At 64.2% G+C, this 19,913-nt stretch carries 22 protein-coding genes and 2 pseudogenes; 9 read left to right on the top strand and 15 right to left on the bottom strand.

Annotated elements, in window-relative coordinates; genetic code table 11:
• The 4 genes and pseudogenes from ACMUOY_RS18725 to ACMUOY_RS18740 all read left to right on the top strand — a co-directional run.
• Nucleotides 1–422, top strand: a pseudogene (locus ACMUOY_RS18725) (F0F1 ATP synthase subunit alpha); the annotation flags it as partial.
• 27 nt (nt 423–449) lie between these two features.
• Complete coding sequence (gene atpG / locus ACMUOY_RS18730) at nt 450–1,334, top strand: F0F1 ATP synthase subunit gamma (RefSeq protein ID WP_413894257.1); 885 nt, start codon at nt 450–452, stop codon at nt 1,332–1,334.
• A gap of 26 nt (nt 1,335–1,360) precedes the next feature.
• Nucleotides 1,361–2,761: a F0F1 ATP synthase subunit beta gene (gene atpD / locus ACMUOY_RS18735; protein WP_413894258.1), complete on the top strand. Its 1,401-nt coding sequence runs from the start codon at nt 1,361–1,363 to the stop codon at nt 2,759–2,761.
• Between the two features lie 13 nt (nt 2,762–2,774).
• Nucleotides 2,775–3,191, top strand: a complete 417-nt coding sequence (locus ACMUOY_RS18740; RefSeq protein ID WP_413894259.1) for a FoF1 ATP synthase subunit epsilon — start codon at nt 2,775–2,777, stop codon at nt 3,189–3,191.
• A 124-nt stretch (nt 3,192–3,315) separates the two neighbouring features.
• Here the strand turns inward: ACMUOY_RS18740 and moaC are convergent, their stop codons facing one another.
• Nucleotides 3,316–3,813: a cyclic pyranopterin monophosphate synthase MoaC gene (gene moaC, locus ACMUOY_RS18745; protein ID WP_413894260.1), complete on the bottom strand. Its 498-nt coding sequence runs from the start codon at nt 3,811–3,813 to the stop codon at nt 3,316–3,318.
• Nucleotides 3,814–3,881: 68 nt separating this feature from the next.
• On the opposite strand from moaC, the gene tfpZ reads away from it, so the two are divergent.
• On the top strand, nt 3,882–4,640 hold the full coding sequence (gene tfpZ / locus ACMUOY_RS18750; protein ID WP_413894261.1) for a TfpX/TfpZ family type IV pilin accessory protein: 759 nt from the start codon (nt 3,882–3,884) through the stop codon (nt 4,638–4,640).
• A 19-nt stretch (nt 4,641–4,659) separates the two neighbouring features.
• Nucleotides 4,660–6,183 carry a M48 family metalloprotease gene (locus tag ACMUOY_RS18755; protein WP_413894262.1) on the top strand — a complete coding sequence of 508 codons (1,524 nt, stop codon included), beginning with the start codon at nt 4,660–4,662 and terminating at the stop codon, nt 6,181–6,183.
• Here ACMUOY_RS18755 and ACMUOY_RS18760 read toward each other — a convergent pair.
• From ACMUOY_RS18760 to ACMUOY_RS18770, 3 genes are all read right to left on the bottom strand, one after another.
• Entirely contained in the window at nt 6,151–6,504 is a 354-nt protein-coding gene (locus ACMUOY_RS18760) for a phage holin family protein (protein ID WP_413894263.1), read from the bottom strand. The two genes, ACMUOY_RS18755 and ACMUOY_RS18760, sit on opposite strands and share 33 nt — an antisense overlap.
• A 72-nt stretch (nt 6,505–6,576) precedes the next feature.
• Nucleotides 6,577–7,023, bottom strand: a complete 447-nt coding sequence (locus ACMUOY_RS18765) for a hypothetical protein (RefSeq protein ID WP_413894264.1) — start codon at nt 7,021–7,023, stop codon at nt 6,577–6,579.
• Nucleotides 7,024–7,073: 50 nt separating this feature from the next.
• Nucleotides 7,074–7,793 carry a TerC family protein gene (locus tag ACMUOY_RS18770; protein ID WP_413894265.1) on the bottom strand — a complete coding sequence of 240 codons (720 nt, stop codon included), beginning with the start codon at nt 7,791–7,793 and terminating at the stop codon, nt 7,074–7,076.
• Between the two features lie 384 nt (nt 7,794–8,177).
• Between ACMUOY_RS18770 and ACMUOY_RS18775 the strand changes: the two genes are divergently transcribed.
• Nucleotides 8,178–8,609, top strand: coding sequence for a DUF3717 domain-containing protein (locus tag ACMUOY_RS18775; RefSeq protein ID WP_413894266.1), 432 nt, complete (start codon nt 8,178–8,180; stop codon nt 8,607–8,609).
• 70 nt (nt 8,610–8,679) lie between these two features.
• Here ACMUOY_RS18775 and ACMUOY_RS18780 read toward each other — a convergent pair whose 3' ends face one another.
• Together ACMUOY_RS18780 and purB are read right to left on the bottom strand one after the other, a co-directional pair.
• On the bottom strand, nt 8,680–9,240 hold the full coding sequence (locus tag ACMUOY_RS18780) for a YaeQ family protein (protein WP_413894267.1): 561 nt from the start codon (nt 9,238–9,240) through the stop codon (nt 8,680–8,682).
• An 85-nt stretch (nt 9,241–9,325) separates the two neighbouring features.
• Nucleotides 9,326–10,705: an adenylosuccinate lyase gene (gene purB, locus ACMUOY_RS18785; protein ID WP_413894268.1), complete on the bottom strand. Its 1,380-nt coding sequence runs from the start codon at nt 10,703–10,705 to the stop codon at nt 9,326–9,328.
• 107 nt (nt 10,706–10,812) lie between these two features.
• On the opposite strand from purB, the gene ACMUOY_RS18790 reads away from it, so the two are divergent.
• Entirely contained in the window at nt 10,813–11,430 is a 618-nt protein-coding gene (locus tag ACMUOY_RS18790; protein WP_413894269.1) for a glutathione S-transferase C-terminal domain-containing protein, read from the top strand.
• 23 nt (nt 11,431–11,453) lie between these two features.
• On the opposite strand, the gene ACMUOY_RS18795 is transcribed toward ACMUOY_RS18790, so the two are convergent.
• From ACMUOY_RS18795 to ACMUOY_RS18835, 9 genes are all read right to left on the bottom strand, one after another.
• Nucleotides 11,454–11,897, bottom strand: coding sequence for a nuclear transport factor 2 family protein (locus tag ACMUOY_RS18795; protein ID WP_413894270.1), 444 nt, complete (start codon nt 11,895–11,897; stop codon nt 11,454–11,456).
• 6 nt (nt 11,898–11,903) lie between these two features.
• A complete protein-coding gene (locus tag ACMUOY_RS18800; RefSeq protein ID WP_413894271.1) occupies nt 11,904–12,770 on the bottom strand; it encodes an SDR family NAD(P)-dependent oxidoreductase in 867 nt (288 codons plus the stop codon).
• Nucleotides 12,767–13,306 (bottom strand): DUF3833 domain-containing protein, encoded by a 540-nt coding sequence (locus ACMUOY_RS18805; protein ID WP_413894272.1) that lies wholly within the window; start codon nt 13,304–13,306, stop codon nt 12,767–12,769. The genes ACMUOY_RS18800 and ACMUOY_RS18805 overlap by 4 nt, the downstream gene beginning before the upstream one ends.
• The gene (locus ACMUOY_RS18810) at nt 13,303–14,613 is read right to left on the bottom strand and encodes an MFS transporter (protein ID WP_413894273.1); all 1,311 of its coding nucleotides are present in this window, start codon (nt 14,611–14,613) and stop codon (nt 13,303–13,305) included. Before ACMUOY_RS18810 ends, ACMUOY_RS18805 begins: the two co-directional genes overlap by 4 nt.
• A gap of 21 nt (nt 14,614–14,634) precedes the next feature.
• The gene (locus ACMUOY_RS18815; RefSeq protein WP_413894274.1) at nt 14,635–15,114 is read right to left on the bottom strand and encodes a chalcone isomerase family protein; all 480 of its coding nucleotides are present in this window, start codon (nt 15,112–15,114) and stop codon (nt 14,635–14,637) included.
• Nucleotides 15,115–15,203: 89 nt separating this feature from the next.
• On the bottom strand, nt 15,204–16,421 hold the full coding sequence (locus ACMUOY_RS18820; protein WP_413894275.1) for a class I SAM-dependent methyltransferase: 1,218 nt from the start codon (nt 16,419–16,421) through the stop codon (nt 15,204–15,206).
• Nucleotides 16,422–16,479: 58 nt separating this feature from the next.
• Nucleotides 16,480–17,262: a DUF1365 domain-containing protein gene (locus tag ACMUOY_RS18825; RefSeq protein WP_413894276.1), complete on the bottom strand. Its 783-nt coding sequence runs from the start codon at nt 17,260–17,262 to the stop codon at nt 16,480–16,482.
• Nucleotides 17,259–18,614, bottom strand: a complete 1,356-nt coding sequence (locus ACMUOY_RS18830; RefSeq protein ID WP_413894277.1) for an NAD(P)/FAD-dependent oxidoreductase — start codon at nt 18,612–18,614, stop codon at nt 17,259–17,261. Before ACMUOY_RS18830 ends, ACMUOY_RS18825 begins: the two co-directional genes overlap by 4 nt.
• Before the next feature lie 288 nt (nt 18,615–18,902).
• Nucleotides 18,903–19,232, bottom strand: coding sequence for a hypothetical protein (locus ACMUOY_RS18835; protein WP_413894278.1), 330 nt, complete (start codon nt 19,230–19,232; stop codon nt 18,903–18,905).
• 170 nt (nt 19,233–19,402) lie between these two features.
• Between ACMUOY_RS18835 and ACMUOY_RS18840 the strand changes: the two are divergent.
• Nucleotides 19,403–19,913, top strand: a pseudogene (locus ACMUOY_RS18840) (transposase); the annotation flags it as partial.

Below are 19,913 nucleotides of genomic sequence, written 5' to 3' on the forward strand. Positions count from 1 at the left end.
CGGTGTCGCGCGTCGGCAGCGCCGCCCAGACCAAAGTGGTCAAAGGTCAGTCCGGAGGTATCCGTAACGACCTGGCTCAGTACCGCGAGTTGGCCGCGTTCGCACAGTTCGCATCCGATCTGGACGAGGCCACGCGCAAGCAGCTCGATCGCGGTGCGCGCGTGACGGAACTGCTGAAGCAGAAGCAGTACAGCCCGTTGCCGATCAGCCTGATGAGCGCTTCGCTGTTTGCCGTGAACAAGGGCTACATGGACGACGTCGACGTCAAGAAGATCCTGCCTTTCGAGCACGGCCTGCACGCTTACCTCAAGGACAAGCACGCTGCCCTGTTGAACAAGGTCGAAGACAGCCGGGCTCTGGACAAGGACGCCGAGGCTGAACTGACCCAGGCTGTGACCGAGTTCAAGAAGTCCTTTGCTTGATTTCCACCTGACCACAAGGAGCCACTGATGGCAGCAGGCAAGGAATTACGCACCAAGATCAAATCGGTGGAGAACACCAAGAAGATCACCAAGGCCATGGAAATGATCTCGGTCTCCAAGATGCGCAAGGCGCAGGAGCGTATGCGCGCTGCCCGGCCTTACGCGACGAAGATCCGCAACATTGCCACGAACCTGGGCAAGGCCAACCCCGAGTACGTGCACAACTTCATGAAGATCAACGACGGCAAGTCGGTGGGTCTGATTGTGGTGACCACGGACAAGGGTTTGTGCGGGGGGCTCAACACCAACCTGCTGCGCCAGGTCACTGGCAAGCTGCGGGAAACGCTCGCCGCGGGCAAGACCACGAAGGCGGTGGCCATCGGCAACAAGGGTTTGGGTTTCCTCAACCGCGTGGGTGCCTCGGTGGTGTCGCATGTGACCCATCTGGGTGACCGGCCGCACCTCGACAAGCTCGTCGGCCCTGTCAAGGTTCTCCTTGATGCCTATGTCGCCGGCGAGGTCAGCTCCGTCCACCTGTGCTACAACAAGTTTGTCAGTACCATGAAACAGGAGCCCGTGATCGAGCAACTGTTGCCCCTTTCGTCCGAGAAGATGGCGAATGATGCCAAGGCCAGTGGTGGCGAGCCGGGTTGGGATTACATCTACGAACCCGATGCGCAATCGGTGATCGATAACCTGCTTCTTCGCTACATCGAAGCGCTGGTTTATCAGGCACTGGCGGAGAACATGGCGTCAGAGCATGCCGCGCGCATGGTGGCCATGAAGGCCGCCACCGACAACGCTGGCAACGTGATTGCCGAACTCAAGCTGGTTTACAACAAGACCCGGCAGGCCGCGATTACCAAAGAGCTGTCTGAAATCGTGTCCGGCGCGGCTGCCATCAGCGGCTAAGCAGATTAGTAATATTGGAGCGAAAAATGCAAGCCCAAGGAAAAATTGTTCAGTGTATTGGCGCCGTGGTGGACGTGGAATTTCCGCGCGACCGCATGCCCAAGGTGTATGACGCGCTCAAGATGGAAGGCTCGCCGCTGACCTTGGAAGTGCAGCAGCAGCTGGGTGACGGCGTGGTACGTACCATCGCGCTGGGTTCGTCCGACGGCCTGCGCCGCGGACTGACGGTGTTCAACACCGGTGCGCAGATCACCGTGCCGGTGGGCAAAGCCACGCTGGGCCGCATCATGGACGTGCTGGGCACGCCGATTGACGAGCGCGGGCCGGTCAGTCACGAGTTCACCGCATCGATCCATCGCAAGGCGCCTGCCTATGACGAGCTCAGCCCTTCGCAGGAGTTGCTTGAAACCGGCATCAAGGTGATTGACCTGGTCTGCCCGTTTGCCAAGGGCGGCAAGGTGGGCCTGTTCGGTGGCGCCGGCGTGGGCAAGACCGTGAACATGATGGAACTCATCAACAACATCGCCAAGGCACACAGCGGCTTGTCCGTGTTTGCCGGGGTGGGTGAGCGGACCCGTGAAGGCAACGACTTCTATCACGAGATGGCCGATTCCGGCGTCGTGAACCTGGAGAATCTGCCTGAATCCAAGGTGTCGATGGTGTACGGCCAGATGAACGAGCCTCCTGGCAACCGCCTGCGCGTCGCGCTGACCGGCCTGACCATTGCCGAATCCTTCCGTGACGAAGGCAAGGACGTGCTCTTCTTCGTCGACAACATCTATCGTTACACCCTGGCCGGTACTGAAGTGTCCGCCCTGCTGGGCCGTATGCCTTCCGCCGTGGGCTACCAGCCGACGCTGGCCGAAGAAATGGGCCGCCTGCAAGAGCGGATCACGTCGACCAAGGTGGGCTCGATCACGTCGATTCAGGCCGTTTATGTGCCGGCCGATGACTTGACCGACCCGTCGCCCGCCACGACCTTTGCCCACCTGGACTCCACCGTGGTGCTGAGCCGCGACATTGCTTCGCTGGGTATCTACCCCGCCGTGGATCCGCTGGACTCGACCAGCCGCCAGCTCGATCCGCTGGTGGTCGGCGTGGACCACTACGAAACGGCTCGTGCCGTGCAAGGCACGTTGCAGCGCTACCGCGAACTGCGCGACATCATCGCGATCATGGGCATGGACGATCTGGCGCCTGAAGACAAGCTGGCTGTGGCCCGCGCCCGCAAGATCCAGCGCTTCCTGAGCCAGCCGTTCCACGTCGCTGAAGTGTTCACCGGCTCGCCCGGCAAGTACGTCACGCTGGCCGAAACCATTCGCGGCTTCAAGATGATCGTGAACGGTGAGTGCGATCACCTGCCCGAGCAGGCGTTCTACATGGTTGGCACCATCGACGAAGCGTTCGAAAAAGCGAAAAAAATCTGATCGGCGGTAACCCATGAACACCATCCACGTTGATGTTGTCAGTGTCGAGGAGTCGGTCTTCTCGGGTGAAGCGCGCTTTGTGGCGCTTCCCGGCGAGATCGGCGAATTGGGCATCTATCCCCGCCACACGCCGCTGATCACGCGGATCAAGCCGGGTTCGGTGCGCATCGAGAAGGCTGATGGCGGCGAAGAGTTCATTTTTGTGGCCGGTGGCATTCTGGAAGTTCAGCCCGACCGCGTGACCGTTTTGTCCGACACTGCCATTCGTGGCAAGGATCTGGACGAAGAGAAAGCCAACGAAGCTCGCGCGGCCGCTCAGGAAGCGGTCCGCAATGCGATCAACGAGCAGGAACTGGCGATGGCCACATCCGAACTGGCCATGATGGCGGCCCAGTTGTCGGCGTTGCGAAAGTACCGAGGCAACAAGTAAGCGAACGGCTGTCTTGCCGTGCGCGGCACTTCATACGAAGCAAAAGCCCCGTCCGTCAGGCCGGGGCTTTTGTCTTTGGCGGGATGGCGGAACGATCGGCGGGTCGAGGGTGGGCTCGCCGTGCTCAGGGATTCACAAAGCTCCCGGACTTCCCGCCGTGCTTCTCGCGCACCCGCACGTCCGTGATGGTCATGCCGCGGTCCACCGCCTTGCACATGTCATAGATGGTCAGCAGCGCGACCTGGACAGCGGTCAGCGCCTCCATCTCGACCCCGGTGGGGCCGACCGTTTCGACCGTGGCCGCGCATTCGATCGAGGGCGAAACTGCTGTGGCCTCGGTGGGGAGCGTGAAGTCGATCGCTACCCGGGTCAGGGCCAGCGGATGGCACAGCGGGATCAGGTCGCTGGTCCGCTTCGCGGCCATGATTCCGGCCACGCGCGCGATGCCCAGCACATCGCCTTTCCTGGCCGTGCCAGCCTGAACCAGGGCCAGCGTGCCCGCTTGCATCACAATGCGGCCGCTTGCGACGGCAATCCGGTGTGTGTCCGCCTTCGCGGCCACGTCCACCATGTGGGCCTGGCCTTGGGCGTCAAAATGGGTGAGGGGGCTTGTTGGAGGCATGTTGGGCGTTCGGAGGCAGAATCAGGTGAGTTTACAGATCGTTCATTTTCTTCAAGCATCATATGGCGATGACTGACTGGAAATCACGCGCCCGGGCGGCAACCCTGCATCTGGGCATCAGCATGCTGGTGGCAGCCAGCGCGGCCTGGCTGGTATTTGCCGTCTGGTACCCCTATCCCTACCGGGAAATATCGGGAGGCCGTGAGTTGTTCACGTTGGTCGTCTCCATCGATGTGATCCTGGGGCCACTGATGACCCTGATCATTTTCAATCGCGCCAAGCCACGAGCTGAACTTGTGCGCGACCTGGCGGTGGTGGCCATGATCCAGCTGGCCGGTCTGGGCTATGGCCTGTGGTCGGTCTATCTGGCGCGGCCGGTCCATCTGGTGTTCGAACTGGACCGTTTCCGTGCGGTTCACGCGGTCGATGTGCCGGAGGAGTTGCTGCAGCGGGCGCCGCCTGCGGTGGCAGACCTGCCCCGCAGCGGACCTACGCTGGTTGCTGTGCGTCCCTTTGTCGACGAAAAGGAACGCGTGGCCGCCACCATTGCCGCCGTGCAAGGCCTGCACATCGGGGCGCGGCCGGAGTTCTGGCAGCCCTACGATCGGGCGACGGCGCAGGTGCTGGCCAAGGCCCGCCCCGCCGCCCAGTTGCCGGAGCGGTTTCCCGCGCAGGCCGGTGAAATCCGGGCGGCTTTCGCCGCTGCCGGCCTGCCGGCGGACCAGATGGTGTACCTGCCGCTGGTTGCCCGCCGCTCGTTCTGGACCGTGTTGCTCGACGCCCGATCGGCGCGGATCGTGGGCTACATCCCGCTGGATACGCTTTGACCAAGAATATGAAAGAAATATGCTCAGACCCGGCGTGATAAGGTCGCTGATTGCTTCTGTATTGATAGCGGCTCAGGTGGCGCCGCTGGCGGTTGCGCAGAACCAGCTTCCGGCCATGGGGGATGGCGCCGATATGACCGCGGGCGCGGAACGCCGGATCGGCGAGCGCATCGTCCGCGAGCTTTACCGCGACCCGGACTATATCGATGACCCCATTCTCGGCGAGTACGTGCAGCGCATCTGGCAGGCCCTGCTGGCGGGCGCGCGCGCACGCGGCGAACTCCCGCCCGAACTCGACGAACGTTTTGCCTGGGAGATCCTGCTGGGCCGCGACGGCAGCGTCAACGCATTTGCCCTGCCCGGCGGCTACCTGGGCCTTCATCTCGGACTGCTCGGCGTGGTCAACAGCCGCGATGAGCTGGCGTCGGTTCTGGCACACGAGCTCACGCACGTCACGCAACGCCACATCTCCCGCCTCATGACCCAGCAGAACCGGCAGGCGCCGTGGATGGTGGGCGCGCTCATCCTGGCCGCGCTGGCCGCCAGCAAGAGTCCCGAGATGGCCAATGCGGTGCTCACCGGCGGACAGGCGCTGGCGGCGCAGAACCAGCTCAACTTCTCCCGCGACATGGAGCGCGAGGCCGACCGCATTGGCTTTGGCGTGATGACCCAGGCGGGGTTCGAGCCCAGCGGGTTCGTGACCATGTTCGAAAAGCTGCAGCAGGCTTCGCGGCTGAACGACAACGGTTCGTTTCCCTACCTGAGAAGCCATCCGCTCACCACCGAGCGCATCGCTGACATGCAGTCGCGCGTGCCGATGACTGGCTCACCCATGGGCCCTCAGGAACCCACCATGGAGCACGCGATGGTTGCGGCGCGCGCCCGGGTGTTGTCTTACCCCGGTGTCGATCTGCTTCGGGCCTGGAGCACCGAGCCGGAGCTGGCCGGATTCGCCAGCCTGAGCGCGCCGCGCCGCGCGGCGGTGCTGTATACCGCCGCGCTGGCGGCGGAGCGGCTGCGCGAGTACGGCCGCGCCATAGCGCTGGTTCGCCGCCTGCTGGCGTTGACGACCGGGAATGCGCAGGCGTCGCGCCAGGCGCGGTTGCTGGCCGTCGACATCGCGCTCGCCGCAAACAACCTCCCCCTGGCTTCCAGCCTGATGGAAACGCTGGGGTCTGGTCCATCCCTGGCGCGCCCGGAGCTGCTTCAGCTGGCCCAGCTGCGCACCCGGGAGGGTCGGCCCGAACTGGCCATTGATTCCCTGCAGACCTGGGTGGCCACGCATCCCCTCGATGCGGCGGCCTGGCAGGCACTGTCGGCGGCCTATCGGGACCAGAACCAGGTCTTGCGCGCGGTGCGGGCCGAGGGCGAGGTCCAGATGGCGCATCTGGACTATGCAGGCGCGGTGGACCGCTTCAAGGCGGCCCGCGCGCTGTCGGTCAAGGGCAGCCTGCTACCCGCGGATCACATCGAGGCGTCGATCATTGACACCCGGCTGCGTCTGGCCGAATCAAGACTTCGCGAACAGGCCCTGGAGCGCTGAGTCGATCACGACGCCGAGAACCGAATAGATCAGCGAGCCCACCAGCGCCGCCCCGAAGCCGGCCACGTGAAAACCCCCCAGCATGCCGCCGGCGGCCCAGAACATCAGCGCGTTGATGACGAACAGGAACAGTCCCAGCGTGACCAGGGTGACGGGCAGCGTCAACAGCACCAGAATCGGGCGCACGATGGTATTGAGCAAGCCGATCACCAGCGCCGCCACCATCGCGGCGGTGAACGAGTCCACCTTGACGCCACTGTAGAGGTGGGCCACTGCCAGCAGCGCGGCTGCACTCAGCAGCCATTTGAGAATGAGCTTCATGCCGCGCAGCATAGCACCGCCCACCCGTGGCGGTGCCGCCTGCCGACGAGAGGGTCGCGCCGGCGGGCGCGTCTATTCAGACGCCAGAACCAGAACGGCCCCCAGCGTGGCCACGCTGCCCGGCACGGCCCAGCGGCTGGACGGGGTGACGGCCTGTCCGGAGACAATCGGTTCGAGATCCTGCCCGAAACGCGGCCGTCGCGCGTCCAACACGCGGGTCGACGGATCCCCGCCGGTCAGCCGCCGGGTCATGTCGACCAGCGTGCCGTGTGCCACATGCAAGGTCACCGTGTGACCCGCATTGCGCAGCAGTGGCGTGATGTCGGCGAGAAGACGCTGAGACCATTCGTTGCGCCATTTCTCAAGCGCCGAATGGCTGATCCACCGGCGGGCGTGCCGGGTCAGGTGCGCCGGGCACGCCACCAGTTCCCACCGCGTGTGCTGGCCGGTTCCCAGCATCGGCGTCAGTTGCTGCCTCGCGTAGGCCGCATCGTCCACGTACACAATGATCTTGTCCATCGGAGCTTCCTTTCAGGGTGGTTTGAGGACCGGGAGAAACAGGCAATCCTTCAGGCCGCGTGGCCATGGTCGCGCGCAAGCTGCACCGGCGCGTTGCGGCGGGTGGCAGACCACCAGCCGGCGCCCAGCACACCGGCCACGGCGGCGGCATAGGTCGTCCAGCGGGCGGCCGTGTGCACGAACTCCGGGGGATCGAACACCGCATCAAGCAGGGGTTCGCCCACGATCATCCGGGCCGCAGTGAAGGCCAGCACGGCGGCGCCGAGCTTGATGATGAGCGGAAAGCGTTGCACCAGCCGCAGCACCATCGAGCTGCCGAAAACGACGATGGGCACGCTGATCAGCAGGCCGATGATCACAAGATCGAAAGAGCCGTGGGCGGCCCCTGCCACACCCAGCACGTTGTCGATGCCCATCAACGCATCGGCCACGACGATCGTCTTCATCGCACCCCAGAAGGTGTGTGCGACCGGCCCGGCATGCTCGTCTTCGCCGTTATCGGCCAACAGCTTGTAGGCGATCCACAGCAGGCCGAGGCCACCCGCCAGCATCAGGCCGGGAATCTGCAGCAGCCAGACGACGCCCACGGTCATGGCCGAGCGCACGACAATGGCGCCCAGCGTGCCCCAGACGATGGCTTTCTTCTGCAAGGCCGGGGGCAGGCTGCGGGCGGCCAGCGCAATGACAATCGCGTTGTCACCTGCGAGCACGAGGTCGATCAGAATGATGGCCAGAAGGGCGGACCACCAAGGGGTTGAAAACATTTCCATGACGGGTCTCTCCGCGTTGTGTCGATTCACAACCTGTTGCGCAGAGGGCAGGAAACGCGTGGATCAGCAGGCTTGACCAGCTGATCCCCATGCATGCTTCGACCCTAACCACCCCAGGTTACAAGTCGAAGGTCTGGCTCAGCATGGAGTCATGCAATATGTGCCCGACAGACCGGAAGTAGTGCTTCGTAATGACGGCCTGTCGATATTTGTCGTGACGGCGCTTGGCGCACCTCCCTGTGTCACGGCAAAAGGGAGCTACTCCCCTTCGTGCAGAAATTACAGCAGAAACACCGAATTCCGTACAAACCGCAAGGACTTGGTCAAAGGCCAGCGCGCGGGCGCCACGGGCTATGATCCGCTTCCGCAGAATCCCTGTTCCTCATGCCTGGCATCCACATCACCGACATCGAGGCCGCGATCAATTTCTGGCGCGAACGCCGCCCAAGCGCCGACGGATTCACGCTCGCGCCACCGGTGCATGCGCTGGCCAGCCTGTACGCGCGCATGGTGTTCCAGCGTCAGGATTTGGCCGAAGAGCAGGCCTTCTCCTCCGACGCATGGGCGGCGTGGCAGACCTGGTATGCCAGCACCCCGGATACACCGTGCATCGCCATCTGCTCGACGAGCCAGGGCGATGCCGTGTGCAAGGGCTGCGGGCGCACGGAATCGGAAGTGCAGTACTGGCCCGAGATGGGTCCGGCAGAAAAACGCAGCGCCTGGCGCCGCATCACCGCCGAAGGCACGGCCTGGCGCTTCAACCGCTACGCCGAGCGGGCCCGGGAGACGCAGGGGTCGAATGCAGGCAACTCCTGAAACGGGAGCGGCTGGTGACCGACCGGCGCTGGGAGCCGGCTGAAAAGATCAGGAAGAGCGGGGTGGGGGTCTATTTCCAGCGCACGCATTCGATGTCGATGTGCGTCTGGCTGTCCGACAGGCTCAGGTTGCCCTCCTGCACAGTGGCCTGCAACTGCATGCTGCGCTGCGCCAGGCGCGTCAGGGCCTGCGAGGCCTCGGTCGGTACGCGCCAGACCTGCAGCTTGTCGAGCCGGCTGAGCTTGTTCTCGATGCCGCGCCACCAGACCTCGGCCGCGTGGTGGAAGGCATAGACCATCACCTGGTCCGCTTTCTGACAGGCCTTGGCAATCGGCTTGTCCTCGGGCTGGCCGACTTCAATCCACAGGCGGGTGTGGCCGGTGAAGTCCTTCAGGGACAAATCGGGGTCGTTCGGGTCCGACAGGCCGGCCCCGAAGGCCAGCACGCCGTCCCCGTTGCACACGGCCTGCAGTTGCCAGGCGTTGAGCGCCAGCGCCACAAGCCGCACCATCATGCGTTCGTCCGTTTCGCTCGGATGGCGGGCCAGGGTCAGGGCATGGTCGGCGTAGTAGCCGTGATCGATGTCCGCAACCGAGAGGTTGGCCTTGAAGATGGTGGATTTGAGGGCCATGCGCGTCAGGTTTGCTTCGTATTTGGTAGCTATAACTGACCACTTGGCGCTGGGATGGCGCTATTTTGATCAATAAATGGCGGTTTCAGACCCGCCGGGCCAGTTCGCCGGCCATGCCGGTGTAAGTGGCGGGCGTGAAGGCGAGCAGGCGGTCTTTTTCGGCCTGCGGGATCTCCAGCGAGCGGATCAGGCCGTGCAGCGCCTCGGCGGTGACGGTCTGGCCGCGCGTGACCTCCTTGAGCTTTTCGTACGCACCGGACACACCGAAGCGGCGCATCACGGTCTGGATCGGTTCGGCCAGCACCTCCCAGGCGCCGTCCAGGTCGGCGGCCAGCGCCGTTTCATTGAGTTCCAGCTTGTTCAGGCCGGTCAGCAGCGACTGGTAGGCCAGCGTGGCATAGCCCAGTGCCACGCCCATGTTGCGCAACACGGTGGAGTCGGTCAGGTCACGCTGCCAGCGGCTGATCGGGAGCTTCTCGGCCATGTGCCGCAGCAGGGCGTTGGCCAGCCCGAGGTTGCCTTCGGCGTTCTCGAAGTCGATCGGGTTGACCTTGTGCGGCATGGTCGATGAGCCGATCTCGCCCGCCTTGAGTTTCTGCTTGAAGTAGCCCAGGCTGACGTAGCCCCAGGTGTCGCGCGAGAGGTCGATCAGGATGGTGTTGGCACGGGCCACGGCGTCGAACAACTCGGCCATGTAGTCGTGCGGCTCGATCTGGATGCTGAAGGGCTGAAAGGTCAACCCCAGGCCCAGCGGCTCGGGCGTCTCGACGACCTTGCGTGCGAAGGCCTCCCAGTCGAAATCGGGCCAGGCGGCCAGATGCGCGTTGTAGTTGCCTACCGCGCCGTTCATCTTGGCCAGGATCCTGACGGCGGCGATGCGGTCGCAGGCGGTCTGAAGCCGGACCACCACATTGGCGATCTCCTTGCCCACCGTGGTGGGGCTGGCGGTCTGGCCATGGGTGCGACTGAGCATCGGCACGTCGGCCAGGTTGTGGGCCATTTCGCGCAGCTTCAGCAGGATACGGTCCAGCGCCGGCAGCAGCACGAGGTCGCGCCCGGCGCGCAGCTGCAAGGCGTGGCTGGTGTTGTTGATGTCCTCGCTGGTGCAGGCAAAGTGAACAAATTCGCTGGCCAGTTCGAGTTCGGGGCGGGCCTCGAACTTGGACTTGATCCAGTACTCCACGGCCTTGACGTCGTGGTTGGTGGTCTTTTCGATCTCCTTGATCGCGAGAGCATCAGCCTCGGAGAAGTGTTTCACCAGCCCCAGCAGGTAGGTGCGTGCGCCGGGGGACAGGGGCTTGAACTCGGCAAAGCCTGCGTCGCTCAGCGCGATCAGCCAGGCCACTTCCACCTGGACGCGACGGTGCATGTAGCCCTGTTCGCTCATGAGCGGGCGCAAGGGGGCCAGTTTGGCGGCGTAGCGGCCGTCCAGCGGCGAGAGGGCGGAAGTCGGGGTCAGGCTCATCCTTGGATTGTAGGTCGGGGGTGTTGCGCCGCTGCACCACAGGACCGCCGGGCTTCCCCTAGAATGAATCCACCACGAGAACCAGAATAACTGCAGAGAGAGTGACCATGAAACTGATCGGAGCCGTGACAAGTCCTTACGTGCGCAAGGTGCGCATCGTCATGGCGGAGAAAAAGCTGGACTACCAGTTCGTTTCCGAGGACGTCTGGTCGGCCGGCACGCGGATTGGCGAGTCCAATCCGCTGGGCAAGGTGCCCTGTCTGGTGATGGAAGGCGGCGAGGCCGTGTTCGACTCCCGGGTCATCGTGGAGTACCTCGACACCCTGTCGCCCGTCGGCAAGCTGATCCCGCAGCCGGGCCGTGAGCGCGCCGAGGTCAAGACCTGGGAGGCCCTGGCCGACGGGCTGCTGGACGCGGCCATTCTGGCCCGCCTGGAGGCCACCTGGGCCGGTCGCTCGGACGGCGAACGTTGCCAGGCCTGGATCGAACGCCAGATGGCCAAGATCCACGCCAGCCTGAAGTCCATGAGCCAGGGGCTGGGCGACAAGCCCTATTGCAGCGGGATTCACCTGAGCCTGTCCGACATTGCCGTCGGCTGTGCGCTGGGGTATCTCGATTTCCGCTTCCCGCAGATCGACTGGCGCAGCGAATACCCGAACCTGCACAAGCTGCAGGACAAGCTGATGCTGCGTCAGAGTTTCATCGATTCGCGCCCACCGGCCTGACGCGGGGTGTCTGGTCCGTTGGGTCAGCTGTTGGCATGGCGCTTGAGCCAGCGCATCAGCCGGCCCAGCACCGGCAGCTTTTCATAGAGTTCTTCCGCCGCATCCCAGTAGTCGCGGTGCATGCGGATGCGGCCATCGTCGGCCAGCATCAGGTGTGAGCCTCCTCGCACGGTCTGCAACGTGGTGGTGTCGAAACGCTTGAAACGGAAGCGAAACTCCCAGATGAGGAAGCATTGTTCACCGTCGACGATGCGACCGGTCACGATGAAGCGGGGTTCGTCAAGTGCCCGGTACATGTGGCTGAAGATGTCCCGGATCGCGTCCACGCCCTTCACCTCGTTGAACGGGTCCTTGAAGGTGGCATCGGGCGTGTAGCAATCGTCCAAACCCGTCAGGCTGTCCGGGGTGAGGGTCTCGAACCAGCGGACAATGTGGTCCGCTGCGGCGCGCGGGTCGGCGAGAGGCATGGGTGGCTACAGTCCGGTGAAGCGGCTGACGGCCGCAAAGTACAGCCGGTAGGGTAGCAGGCGCAGCAGTTTGAGCCATCGCGTGAAGCGTTTGGGGAAATGGATGTCAAAGCGGCCGCGTGCCCAGCCGCGAAGGATCTCGATGGCCGCCTGATCGGGCGTGATCAGCGCCGGCATGGTGAAGGCGTTCTGTTGGGTCAGCGGGGTCTCGACGAAGCCGGGATTAATCAGGCTCACGCCGATGCCGGCGTCGCGCAGGTCGAGGTAGAGCGTTTCCGCCAGGTTGATCAGCGCCGCCTTGGTGGGGCCATAGGCCAGGCCTTGTGGCAGGCCCCGAAAGCCAGCCACGCTGCTGACCAGGCTGATGTGGCCGGCCCCGCGCTCCAGCATGGACGGAATGATCGCGTCGAGCACCCGCAGGGCACCGGTGTAGTTCACGTCCTGGTGCCGCAGCATGTCGGGCAGGTCGAACGCGGTGGCTCGCTGCGCGCGGTAGTGCCCGGCGCAATACAGCACAACGTCGACCGGACCCTGCGCCAGCACCGTCCGGGCAGCCTTGGCCACGCTGGCGGCGTCGGTCACATCCAGGGCCACCGGAACAATCGTCGTGCCCGTGGCGGCGCTCTGACCCACCTGGCTGGCTGCGAAGTCCAGCAGGGTCTGTTCCGTGCGGGCCGAAACCACGAGGCGGGCGCCCTTCTTCAGCAGCGCCTCGGCCGTCGCGCGCCCGATGCCACTGGAGGCACCGATGATCCAGACGCGTTGTCCCTCCCAGGCCGTCAGCGGCGGGTTCAGGGGCGCGAACCATCCTCGTGACGGTGCGCTGCCGACGTTCAGCGGTACAGGTCGATCTGGACTGAAGGTGGCTTTCATGGCCTTTTCACGAACGACAACGTGACCTCACCCAGCCGCACGCCCCACTTGCTCATCACCGCGGTGTTGAGCATGACCCGACCGTCCATAAGGTACATCCAGTCGTCGAACTCCACGTTCCACACCTTGCCATCGACGGGCAAGGCGAGTGTGTATTTCCAGTTGAAGGCGTTGCCACGGGCTTGACCGGTCGCCTCGCCCACCACATCGTCCGCGGTGCCGGTGTAGCGACCGTCGGCGAAGCGCTTCAGGCGCCAGATGCGTTTTTGCAGGGTGCCGTCGGAATAGGTGAAGTCCTCGTCGAGCACGCCTTCATCGCCGGTCCAGGTGCAGCGCATGACGACGGTGAAGCGCTTGACGACCTTGCCGGAGCGATCGGTGAACAGGCCATAGGCGTCCAGCGTGCCGTTGAAGTACTCCCGCAGATCCAGCACAGGCTTTTCCGATGCATAGTCGTTGATCTGGGGGCCAGCGCAACCCGCGAGGGCCAGGGCGGCCGAGCCGGCCATGCCGGTCAGAAGAAGTCGTCGTTTCATGAAGGGCTCCGCAAGAGTGAATGGGCGCTCGGGGCGGCCCTGGGCCGGATCACCAGGGCGTAGAGCGCGCCGGCGGCCAGCAGCTTGAGCGCGCAGGGCAGGGCGCAGTAGGCCAGGGTGAGTGCCTGCAGGGACTGTGGGTCGGTGGTGCCTGGGGTGTAGCCGGCCAGCGCCAGCAGGGGCAGGGCCAGCCCGGCCGACAGGGCGAGATTGAGCTTGACCGCGAAGTTCCACCAGCCGAAATACGCCCCTTCGGCTTTGCCGCGGTCCCCGTTGGCATCAATCACCCCGGCCAGGAGCGCGCCGGGCAGTGCCAGGTCCGTGCCGAGTGCTGCACCAGACAGGGCGCAGACGATCAGGAACAACGAGGCATCCCCAGCGCCCAGCGTGGCGGCCCAGGCGAACGTGGCGACCGCCAGAACGATACCGACGAGCCAGGTTCGCGCGAGGCCGAAGCGCCGCACGGCGCGCATCCACAGAGGCAATGAGATGGCCGCACAGACAAAGTACAGACCGAGGAAGGCCGGCTCCAGGGCGGGTGGTGCCTGCAACCGGTCTTGCACGAAGAACAGCACCAGGGTGGCCGGGATGGCGCTGGCAATCCCGTTCAGCATGAACACGGCCAGCAGGCGCCGGAATGCCGGGCGTCGCAGGGGATGCCAGAGGCTGGCCGCGGTGGCCGCCTTCTCCACCGCGGGTACGCGCTGGATATCCGGCCGGGGGCGTGGCGCACGCGACCAAGCCAGCCACCCCAGGAACAGCGCGATCGCCAGCAGCACCGTGGTCGCGGGCATGCCGAGAAGGCCCGGGGCCAGCGCGGCCAGCACCACCCCCACCAAGCCCAACCCTTCGCGCCAGGCGACGATCCGCCCGCGTTGCCATTCGTCCCCGCCGAGCATGGCGCCCCAGGCCTGGTGCGTGATCGACAGCAAGCTGTAAGCGGTGTAGGTCAAGACCAGCGCGCCCGCTGCCCAGAACAGCAAGGCCGTGGTTCCGCGCACCGGAGGTAGGAACAGGCCGGCAAATCCCGCGGCCAGCGCGATCGCGGCGATGGCGCCGGCGCCCAGCACGCTGCCCAGCGATCGCGCAAACAGGCGATCGCCCAGGCGTCCCAGCAGGGGATCGATGAAGGCGTCGAGCAGCCGGGCGCCCAGCAGCAATGCGCCGAGCAAGGCCAGCGGCACGCCGAATTCCCGCGCATAGTGGTTCGGCAGGATCACATACAGCGGCAAGGCGAGGAACGCCAGGGGCAGGCCCAGGCCGCCATACAAGGCGCCCTGCCGCGCGGAAAAGAACGGTTCAGTCATGCCGGGCAGGCCGATCAGGTGTCACGGCTGAACCTGCGCCAGCAGGGACTGGCGCAGCGCGGGTTCGGAGGTGGCGGGCGACAGCCAGATGCCGAAGAACAGCGGGGCAAACTCGGGGTCGCGCACTTCTCCGTAGGGCTTGCCGTTGAGCAGGAAACGCACGCCGGTCCCTGGCAGATGCAGACCCGTGATGCTGTCGCCCTTTTTCACATCGGGCAGCGCGGCGCGCAGGGCGCCTTGCCATTCCTCGGCCCGGGCGTCACTGAAGCGGCTGATGCGACGCATTTCCTCGATCGATCGCGTGGCGATCTCGGTTCGTGTGAAGTTGCGCAGGTAGTCCAGTTCCAGAGCGAAAGTGTGCCGCGCGAAATCCGGCGCCTGAAATCCCGGGCGCACCCACAGGCGGGCCTGGTAAATGTCCAGTCCCCAGAAACGCAACCGGGCCGTGCCGGCCAGCCTGGCGCCACTCAGCGCAGAAGGGGCCGCCGAAACCGATGGCACCGGCTCAGGGACCGTGCTGGCGACAGAATTTGAACAGAATAGGGCACATCCCATCGAAAAATGGACCAGATATGCTATTGATCTAGGAGTCATGGCCGTGCCAAGGTGTACTGCACCACGTCGATGCTGGATTCCGCGAAGGCCGCTTCGCAGTAGGCGAGATAGAACTCCCAGGTGTGCATGAAGCGCTCGTCGAAGCCTTGTCGCTGGACTTGATGGCGGTGGGCAAGGAACTGCTCGCGCCACCTTCTGAGCGTCTCGGCGTAGTCCGCGCCGAAGGCGAACTCGTCCACCACCTTCAGTCCGGCGGCCGCGGCTTCGCGCCGGAACTCGCGCGGGCAGGGCAGGCAGCCACCCGGGAAGATGTATTGCTGGATGAAGTCGGTGGATGCGATATAGCGGTCCCACAGGACGTCGTCGATCACGATGCTCTGGATGCAGGCTTTGCCGCCCGGCTTCAGAAGCCGATGAACCGTCTGGAAATAGGTGGGCCAGTATTCGCGGCCAACGGCCTCGACCATTTCAATGGAGCAAATGGCGTCGAACGGCGCATCCTGGATGGCGCGGTAATCCTGTAGTCGCAGATCGGCCTGGTTCTGCGTCCCGAGCCGGGTCATGCGGGCCTGTGCGAAAGCGAGCTGCTCGGTGGACAGGGTGACGCCGGTGACGGAGGCATGGAATTCGGTGGTGGCCATTTCGGCCAAGGCGCCCCATCCACAACCGATCTCCAATACGCGGTTGCCCGGCTGCACACCGGCCATGCGCAGGGCGCGGCGCACCTTGGCATGCTGTGCGGTTTGCATGGACTGGCTCTGGTCGCCGTCGAACAAGGCCGACGAGTAGTTCATCGTGTCGTCCAGCCAGAGCTGGTAGAACGCATTGCCCAGGTCGTAGTGGGCGTGGATGTTCTTGCGACTGTTGGACTGGCTGTTGCGGCGCATGAGGTGCCGAAGCCGGTACACGAGCCGTCCGGCCCAGCTGCCGTGGATCACGTCGTCCACGTCGCGACGGTTGCGCACCAGCACCCGGATCAGCGCGGTCAGGTTGGGGGTGGTCCAGTCGCCCGCGATGTAACTTTCGGCAAAACCGATGTCGCCCGAGCGAAGCGCCGCGGCGCACACGTTCCAGTTCTTCAGCGTCATCACGGCGTGGGGCAGTTCGCCGTTGCCGAAGCTCTGGGTTTCACCGTTGGGCAACTGCATCGTCAGCGTGCCATGGCGGATCCTTTGCAGCAGTCGCAGGACACTGCGAGCTGCGGCCGGCGCGCCGTGGGGCAGGGAGAGCGAGGGGGCGGTCAGGGTGTTCATGGCCGAGTTGGTTTTCAGGTGAATCGAGGGAAAGGGCGGTGGTTGTATCTGTGGGCGCTCAGGGCGTCTGGCGGCTCACCCATTCGGCCGGTGGCGCTGGCTTGTGGCGGAACGGAACCCGCTTGAGCCAGAGGCGAAGGGCCTGCCAGTGGATGCGGGCGACTACGCCCAAGGTCAGAGCGGGGTAGCGCAGCAGGGCTCTGCGCAGGCTTGTCGGGGTTACGGGTTGCAGCGTTCCGCTGAGGCTGGTCTCGATCAGGGGGCCGTCGGCGTCGTCATGGTCGACGCGGGCAATGATGTGCTCCCCACCGTCGTTGTGGGAGCGCATGAACCGGAAACGATACTGGCCATCCGTGCTGCAGAACGGGGACACGTGGAAGACCTTGTCGGCACGCAGTTCAGTGCCGAATGCCGGCTGATCCAGCAGATAGCAGTGCCGCTCGCCGAAGGTGTTGTTGACCTCGGCGACGACCGCGCGCAGGTCCCCGTGGGGGGTATGGCAGTACCAGAAACTCACCGGTTTGAAGGTGTGGCCCAGCACCCGCGGATAGGTCTGCAGCCAGGCCTCGCCGGTGGCATCCTGGATGCCGGCGTCCTGCAGGAGTGCGTCGAGCCAGGCCAGCGCGCCGCCGCTTCGTGCACTGCGGCCGTCGCCGTGGTCGCGCTCGTGAAAGCTCAGCAGGCCAGGCCGGTTGAGCGCCAGCGTGTCGCTGCCGTGTGCCCGAAGATGGCGCATGGGCAACATGAGAAAGTAGGTGGGGTAGCTGAAGGCATTGCCGACCGGGCGCAGGCGCCGGTGGCGCACTTCGCCGAACCCGATGAGCGCACCTTGCGGGTTCAAGCGGCCACCGCTTCGAGTTCGATCACCCGCTGTGCCGGCGCCGGAGGCTCGCGGCGCGCGCCGGCATCGGTCAGCAACTGGCGTGCGGCGTTCAGGCCTGCCTTCAGGCCGTCTTCGTGAAAGCCGTAGCCCATCCAGGCCCCGGCAAAGTAGGTGTTGCGACGCCCCTGCAAGGCCCAGGCACGAGACTGGGCGCGAATGGCGGCCTGGTCGAACACGGGGTGCTCATAGTCGAATTCGCCCAGGACCTTCTCGGGGTCGATCGCACGGGCCGGGTTCAGCGAAACCAGCACGGATTGCTGGAACGGCAACGGTTGCAGGCGGTTGATCAGGTAGTGCAGGCACACCCGAGAAGCTTCAGCGTTGGCGCTGGCTGCTCGTTCGTAATTCCACGCGGCCCAGGCCTTGGCGCGTTGCGGCAGCACCGACGTGTCGGTGTGCAGGATGGCGCGGTTGGGTTGGTAGCGGATGGCGCCCAGCGTCTCTTGTTCTTCGCGCGAAGGGCTTTGCAGTAGCGCCAGGGACTGATCGGAATGCGTGGCCAGGATCACTTTGTCGAATGTGTCGGTGCCGTGGTCGGTGGTGATGCGCACGCCGGCGGCTGCCGTGCCGGGGTCGCGTTCGATACGGCGGACCGGTGTGTTCAGGCGCTTGTCGGCGATGGCCGCCGTGATCTTGTCGACATAGTGGCGCGCGCCGCCCTTGACCGTCCACCACTGGGGGCGGTTGCTGACCTGCATCAGGCCATGGTTGTGGCAGAAGCGGATCATCGTGGCCACGGGGAACTGCAGCATCTGGTCGGTCGGGCAGCTCCAGATGCAGCCGAGCATGGGCAGGAAATACCAGTCCCGGAACTCGGCGCTGAAACGGTGCAGTTCCAGGAAGCTGGCCAGGGGCTGCATCAGTTCGGTGTCCTGATTGGCAATGGCAATTCGGGTGCACAAGGCATTGAAGCGCAACAGGTCGCGCAGCATCCGGATGAAGCGCGGGTTCAGCAGGTTGCTGCGCTGGGCGAAGACCGTGTCGAGACTGGAGCCGCTCCATTCGAGCGTGCGGCCGCTCAGCGCGCCAGGCGCCTGGACCGAGAACGACATGTCGGACTTGACGGTCTCGATGCCCAGTTCTTCAAACAACTGGATCAGGGTCGGATAGGTGCGTTCGTTGAAGACCAGGAAGCCCGTGTCCACACCGTGGGTGACCGGACCGCCCGGCGTGGGCAGGGTGATGTCCACGGTGTGGGTGTGGCCGCCAAAGTAGTCTGCGGCCTCAAACAGGGTCAGATCGGCGTGCCCATGCAGTGTGTGGGCGGCAGCGAGGCCGGAGATACCGGAGCCGATGATGGCGACTTTCATGGGACTTCCTGGTTTAGGGCGTTAAACAGGGCAGTATTCAATTCAGTACAGGATGTACTCGCGTACAAGCCTGCGGAGAAACTATCCGGAGTACTGCTGTAACAGGATCGGCTGCGCAAAGCACGGGGTGAACAAGGCATCGATCTCCCTGCGCTATGTCAGACTGCTGACGGTTTTTGTACATCAAATTCGGTTCGCGAAAAGGTCCGATCTCAATGTCAAGCCAGATAAGGGTGAGGTGAATTTTCAATTGTGAGTCGCTTTATCTACATTCCGGTAAAATTATGACTATACGGTAATTCCATGTTTTATTTGGTATAAAATGTCCCTTGCACGTTTGCGGTCATTGCCTTGTGGGCATGACTTGGCCAGTTTGGGTTTTTCAAGCAAATGACGGAATCGCAGGGTGGTGACCCAGTAGGCAAACCGCTCAATGTGGGTCACCACGGCAAAATTGCGGTACAGGGTAATGTCAAGCAAGGCTTCATCTATCGCTGGCTGTGAAGCGTCAACAGGTTGTTGACTGAAAGTTTGAGTCAGGATATGAGGGTGGCGCACCCGGTCCGTGCGGGCGGTGCCAGTTGTGGTGATGATTCCAGGCGTCCAGAGCGGTGGCACCGACGGCCCCCCATTTTCAGTAGCACTGGGCTTTGGAGTCCGGGGTGAATTTAACTGGTGTTTAAACCACCGTTTTTGCATAAGCTGTCGGTGTCAGGCTGACCTGCCCCCCGCCAGCCGTACCAGGCTGAAGTTAGTGAAGTCCGTCAATCACCAGGAGAATGACGGACATGAAGAAGAGCAGATTCACCGAAGAACAGATCATCGGGTTCCTGCGGCAGGCCGAGGCTGGCCTGCCGGTCAAGGAGCTTTGTCGCAATGGCGGCTTCAGCGACGCCACGTTTTACAAATGGCGAGCCAGGTTCGGCGGCATGCAGGTTTCCCAGGCCCAACGCTTGCGTGAACTGGAATCCGAGAATGCCAAGCTCAAGCGGCTGCTGGCCGCAGCCCACCTAGACATGCACGCGCTCAAGAGCGTCCTGGGGGTAAAGCGCTAGCCCCACAGGCCAGGCGCGAGGCTGTTGGGCGCATGGTGAGCGAGCACCATTTGTCTGAACGCCGAGCGTGCCGTCTTGTGGGGCTCTCCCGCGACAGCTACCGCCATCCACCCGAGACCAACCCGATGACCCAGGATCTCACAGGCAAGATCGTCGAGATCGCACATGTGCGTCGCCGCTTTGGCTACCGGCGCATTCACGACATGTTGCGCCCGGAGTTCCCCGGCGTGAACCACAAGCGCGT

Origin of the sequence: Candidatus Skiveiella danica (assembly GCF_022705245.1) — a bacterium.
GTDB classification, from domain to species: Bacteria; Pseudomonadota; Gammaproteobacteria; order Burkholderiales; family Burkholderiaceae_C; genus Skiveiella; species Skiveiella danica.